This is a genomic window from Mucilaginibacter sp. P4_C11 (assembly GCF_056402115.1).
Map to the genome: position 1 here is coordinate 322,807 of NZ_JBFUIA010000002.1, position 6,212 is coordinate 329,018.

General features: G+C 41.6%; 3 protein-coding genes. All 3 read right to left on the reverse strand.

The features are described from left to right. Positions 1 to 7: 7 nt before the first annotated feature. The gene (locus AC1DU2_RS03245) at positions 8 to 3,514 is read right to left on the reverse strand and encodes a TonB-dependent receptor (protein ID WP_477382748.1); all 3,507 of its coding nucleotides are present in this window, start codon (positions 3,512 to 3,514) and stop codon (positions 8 to 10) included. A gap of 227 nt (positions 3,515 to 3,741) precedes the next feature. Beyond that, complete coding sequence (locus tag AC1DU2_RS03250) at positions 3,742 to 4,884, reverse strand: FecR family protein (RefSeq protein WP_477382749.1); 1,143 nt, start codon at positions 4,882 to 4,884, stop codon at positions 3,742 to 3,744. Positions 4,885 to 4,919: 35 nt separating this feature from the next. Then, a complete protein-coding gene (locus AC1DU2_RS03255) occupies positions 4,920 to 5,453 on the reverse strand; it encodes a sigma-70 family RNA polymerase sigma factor (RefSeq protein ID WP_477382750.1) in 534 nt (177 codons plus the stop codon). Positions 5,454 to 6,212 lie beyond the last annotated feature (759 nt).

Below are 6,212 nucleotides of genomic sequence, written 5' to 3' on the forward strand. Positions count from 1 at the left end.
AAAGCTTTTAAAATTCTACCCTTAAGCCTAAGTTAAACACCTTTTGAATTGGGTATCCCAGGCCAGATGTTCCCATTTCCGGGTCCCATAGCTTAAAGCCGGTCACGGTTAACAGGTTCAGGCCGTTCAGATAAAGGCGGGCACTGTTTAAGTGGATACTTTTAAGCTGTTTTTTGGTGAAGTTGTAACCAATTTCGGCCGATTTTAAACGTAAAAACGAACCGTTCCGCAACCACCATGTTGATGTTGGCGATGTTAATGTTTGGCTATTGTTCGGCAGTATGGTGCTACTTAAACGGGGCCAAAATGCGTAAGGGTTACGGCTATCTTCTGACCAATGATCATTTGCTATTGAACTAAGCAGGCCGCTTTGATTACCAGTGTTAAGACCAGTACTTGACTGGTACCCGTTTACCAGGTAAAAAGGCGAAATATCTGCCGAATTGATAACAAACGATGACCGGGCCGATCCCTGGAAGAACGCACTGATATCAAAATTTTTGTAGCCGACAGAAAAACCAAAGCCGTAAATTATTTCGGGCACCTGGGGATAACCTATGGGTACGATATCGGAGTTTGATATTTTGCCGTCACCATTCATATCACGGTATTTAATATCACCGGCTTTGTAACTGCCAAAACTTTGTACAGGCGAGTTAGCTACATCTACATCGTCAATAAATAGTCGCTCGGCAACAAGGCCATATATCTGGCTTAATGAATTACCAACCTTGCTCAGATATTGCAGGTTGGCAGGGTAAACAGGTTCTTCGTTTTTCAGCAATTTACTTTTAGCATAAGTAAGTGTACCGCGCGATTGGACCCAGAATGAGTTGCTGAAGTTTTTCTTATAATCCATAGCGATATCAACGCCCTTGCTGGATGACTTACCGGCGTTTGATGAGATATCGGCCTGCAAACCCATGGAGGTAGGGATAGTACTCCTTACCATTAAGATATTATCGCGTTTATTTTGATATGCGTCTACAACTAAAGTAAGGGTTTTTGCAATCGTTAAATCCATACCTAAATTGGTTTGCCTTGATTGCTCCCAGGTAATATTTTGGTTTTCATACCGATTGGTAACCACACCAGGCCTGCTGTAAGTATAATTGGTACCAAACTGGCCGAGGCTGCCATTGTTTAAATTAACATCAGACAGGTAAAAGAACCTATCATTTGCCGATCCAATCTGGTCGTTACCCACCAAACCATAAGTGGCCCTGAATTTTAGGTTATCAATGATAGATAGCATCGGTTCAAAAAACTTTTCGTTTGATACTACCCAGCCCGCGCCCACAGATGGGAAGAAGCCGAACCGGTGATTACTTGCAAATCGCTCAGATCCATTGTAACCAAAGTTAAATTCAAGCAGGTAGCGATTGTCATATCCGTAAGTAAACCTGCCAGATACGCCCTGGTTGCGCGAGGGTAACGATAACTGTAACGTTGCTGCGTTGGCAGTAAGATAATTACGCATAGTACCGATTAACAAACCACTGATAGCATGCTTTTCGGCAAATGTGCGGTTATAGTTTACAGCAGTTTCGATATAGGTAATAGCGTTGTTTGTGCTTCCACCCGGGCTGTAAGTTAAATACTCAGTTGGAATATTACCTATACTGCCGGCCTGGCCGTTATTAATTAATGTTAAACCATTAAATTGACCGTTGAGCACGTTTGATTGATAGTAATAAGGGCTGTATTGCCGCGAAACCGCAAAGGATGAATAACGTGTTGTATAGGCCATTACCCTTGCCGATAAGCCTTGGGTAAGAAAATCAAACTTCTGGTTTAAATTTAACTGCGCTGTTAGGGTGCTTGTGGTTGTGTTTTGGAAACCCGACAGCGATTGCGCGTATGGGTTCATGTACAAGCCGCCACCCGGTATAATAGCATTACCAAAAAGCGGGTGGTTGGCATATGGTAATAAATTACTAGGATAAATAGCCGGAAATGCCACCGGATTACTCCATAACGCATTTAAAAAAGTGTAACCGCCCCCGCCTATCGGGCCATGATAGCTATCAAACTGGCCTTTTAAACTTACTACGGCTTCGGTAGTTTTGGTAAGGTTTATGGTGGTATTTGATAAAATGGAATACGATTGCAGCTTAATGTTATTGCTAAAACTGTTCAGGCTATTTTCGGCCAGGTTGCCGTTATCAATATTATAGGTCATCGCCAGGTAGTACTTGGCTTTTTCTGACCCGCCATTGGCATTCATGTTGAACCTTTGGTTGCTGGTTTTGGTTTTTATCAACTGTTTTATCCAATTATTGCTGGGATACAGCAATGGGTCATCACCGTTGGCCGTGTGGTCAATTTTATTTTGCGAGTAAGGTAGTGCGCCCAGCGGGTTACGGGTAAGCACGGCTTCGTTGGCAAGTGTCATGTAACTTATGTTATCGGCCAGGTCGATATTTTTGTTATTGGACGATGTTGAATTCTCGGCACGTACGTTAAACCTCAGCGGGCCAATGTCGCCCCGTTTGGTGGTCACCAGGATTACACCATTTGCGCCACGGGCACCGTATAATGATGAGGCGGTGGCATCTTTTAGTACCGAAAAACCGGCAATATCATCCGGTTGCAAACGGGCCAGATCTGTTGGTGTCGATTCGATACCATCAATCAAAATCAATGGGTCAACTTTACCGGCGCCAAATGTGCCTACGCCCCTGATAAAAAACTGGGCATTATCGGCACCCGGCTCGCCGCTTCGCTGGTACGATATCATCCCCGGTACCACACCGGCCAGCATGGTGGTAAGGTTGCTTGAAGGCCCTTTAAGTTGTTTGGGGCTTATGGTGGTGATAGAACTCACCAAGCTCGACTTTTTCTGGGTACCATAAGCAACAACTGCAACCTCTTCCAATGCGGTTTTATCGGTACCAATAGTTACATCCAATACATAAGCACCGTTTGATGGCTGGTAGTTTTTTAAATCAAATTCCTGTGTTTTAGATCCTACAAATGAAAACGTGATGATGGTTTTATCGGTGCCCTTTAAATTAAGCGTATACTTACCATTAAGATCTGATTGGGTACCAAAGCCGGTGCCCTTTATTTTGACACTTACGCCGGGCAGGGTAAGGCCCTTCTCGTCGGTAATGGTACCCCTCAAAACATCAGGCAACGGCGCCTGTGCCTGCTCTTTTTTGGGCGGCGCGGGGGCTGGTTTTTCCACCGGGGCTTTTTCAATCACAATAAGCTGGTCGCGCAGTACATAGCGCAGGCTTTTGCCTTTTAAAAGAAAAGTGAAAACATCCTGCACGCTGGCGTTCTGAAAATCAACAGTAACCAGTTCACGGTCGTTTAATAAATTGTTACTGTAAAAAACGGTTAGCCCGGTTTGCTTTTTAACAGATTGAAATACATCGGCTAAGCTGATATTAGCCTTTTTGAGTGTTATAGAGCCCGTATTTTGCGTTTGTGCCTGGCAAAGTTGGGTGCCCCATAAAAAAATAAAAACAGGCAGTAGCAGCCGCCGGTAAAATAAAATTTTCTCCATAGTTTATCGGTTTATAAATTGGGTTTGTACTAAAGACCGGTTCCGGGGAAAACGGGTGAACGAAAAATTAAAAAATATTTTTACTAAATGCTTTCAGGCGAAAAATGGAATTTATTAGCCTGAATTAGCCAGCAAAACGGGGCTTAACAGAAGGCCTGGCTGGTGCTAATTAATATATGGGTAAATTATCTACCGGGCCAAAAACAATGCGATTACCTTGTGCGCTATTATTTTATGTGTAAAACCCCGTCTTTAATAACAGCATCTACACCGGCAGATGATTTCAGGTTCTGGATAAAAACCTGTACCGGTTTATTTTTTTCGATAGCACCGCTAAGCGAGTTGTCGGCCCGGGCGGCATCGTCAAAAACAACCGGCAAATTAAACCAGCGCTGTAGTACCTCGCTTATATCGCGCAGCTTTTGGTTATGAAAATAATACTGGCCGTGCATCCAGGCCAATTCTGTGGCTGCATCAAAAGGCTGCCTTAAAAAGCCGGTTATGGGTGTGTAAATAGCCTGGTACCCGGGCTTAAGTAAAAGTTTTTCGTTATGCTGGCCACTTGTAGCAACACTGCCTTCAACCAGCGAGGTGGTGGTGATATTTGACTGATAGCTATTTACGTTAAATTCGGTGCCAAGCACCTGCACGTTTGTTTGGGCGGTATGAACAATAAAAGGGTGGGTCGCGTTTTTTGCAACTTTAAAAAAGGCTTCGCCGGTTAGGTAAACCTCGCGGTTGGTACCAGTAAATGAAAATGGGAAACGCAGGCTTGAGGCCGAATTAAGCCAAACCAGCGTGCCATCTGATAAAGTTATCTGGTAGTCTAATTCTGCCGGAATGGTAAGGGTATTCCAATTTTGGGTTTTGTCGTCACCGGTTGTATAACTTAAACCATTGGCACCTTTTTTTAAATTGGCAAAGGGGGTATTGATTACGTTTTTAGCAGTATCGGATAAGTTAATTTGCTGCCCGTTGGCCATCCGTAGTTCAATCGCGGGCTTTTTTCTTTGTTTTACAGCTACTGTATTAGTAACCGGTTTAGCCTGCCAAAAATAAATGGCCGAAAGCGTTATGCATAGCAAAGCAGCTATCGACAGCCAGTTTATAAATCCTTTTTGTTTAGATTGAATTGATTTTACCTGCTCAATTTGTGGCTCAATTTTATCCCAGGCTGCATTTTCGTTAATATTATCAAAAAAGGATTGGGCTTTATCAGTAGCCAATTCCTCGTGCATTTCGTTCCAGAGTTTTGCAACCCCGGGATCTGTAAGTATTGCCTGCTGAAGCATATGGTCATCCTCTTCACTTATCGCCCCTGCAATTTTGTCAATTATTAGCTCCTGAATATATGTTTTATTATATGTCATTGTATATAAGACCAGATTATGAATAAAAGGGTGAACTACCTGATGGTTTTTATACCATCCCGCATTGTTTTAATGGCAAGCTTCAGGTGTGTTTTCAACGAATTAATGCTGATTCCCATTTCATAGGCAGCTTCTTTATACTTTTTATTTTGATAATGCACCAAAGTTACGGCTTGGAATCGTTGTACCGACAGATCGGCCATTATCTCGTCTACATTAATTTCGCACCCTGTAACTTCCTGCTCCTCTTCTATTTCCGAAACGGTATATTGATAATCGGCTAATTTTTTTTGTCGCTGCGTTTCCTTCTCAATTGCCTTCAGGCAACGGTTCCGGATGGCTGTAGTTAAATACGCTTTTAAGGATGAATTGATGTTGTTAAATAATTTCCTCTCCCAAAAGTCGACAAAAAAAGCCTGAACCATATCCTCTGCTTCCATTTCATCTTTTAAAATATAAAAGGCCGATACGATAAGGAGTTTATAATATTTTTTGAATAGCAGTTCCAGGGCCTCCTTGTTGCCCACTATTAACAACTCCATAATTTGAGTATCATCCAGGATTTTCATGAAATGGTTTTAACTGGTTAAAAATCAACAGACAGGCGTCTATTGAAAGCTAAGATATAATATTATTGTCAAAAACACAATTAAAAACAAAATCCTAAAAATAATTTATTGCTGCCTGCTAATTGGGGCAATGCCTGCGTGGTAGTGTTAAGAAATACCTGAATCGGGAGGCCTGAATAACATCAATAAAATGAGCACAATAAATTCCCGGGAATTTTAAGGTAAATACGACTGTGAACGCGGTGTTTTACAAGCACTTTTGCTAATCAAACTTTATTAGGAGGCCCGAAGAAGTGGTGTGCTATTGTAATCAAAACGACACGAAATTATTTAAAAAGCTATAGAAATTAAGTGTTATTTAAACAAGAATGGAGTAGGAAAATAGTATTTGAAACCTCTTCACCTGTTGCAAGCGGATGCAAAAGAATCAGTTTAACCTGCTAAATCGATATTAAGTTCAGGCTTAAATGATAGAATGGGATGGTATGAATTGAGGTTGGATAACCGTTTAAAACAAAAAGAGGCTGTATCATAAATCATGATCAGCCTCTTTTTTATTATTAATGGTTTATTGCTATAAAATCAATTAGTTATCTATGGTTTTATTTGTTTTAACAATCTGATTTTCATATATTTAAAGTATAGATATATGAGATATGGCAATCAGACAACCTGTTTTCAAACACTATGATCAGCAGCAAATATTAGCTATTCCGCCAACCCTGGAGGAGCTAATCCCGCAATCCCATCCGGTTAGAG

What these genes read in the sequence shown, in the direction of transcription:
- AC1DU2_RS03245 (WP_477382748.1), bottom strand. Translation starts at nt 3,514, where the DNA reads ATGGAGAAAATTTTATTTTACCGGCGGCTGCTACTGCCTGTTTTTATT.
- AC1DU2_RS03255 (WP_477382750.1), bottom strand. Translation starts at nt 5,453, where the DNA reads ATGAAAATCCTGGATGATACTCAAATTATGGAGTTGTTAATAGTGGGC.
- AC1DU2_RS03250 (WP_477382749.1), bottom strand. Translation starts at nt 4,884, where the DNA reads ATGACATATAATAAAACATATATTCAGGAGCTAATAATTGACAAAATT.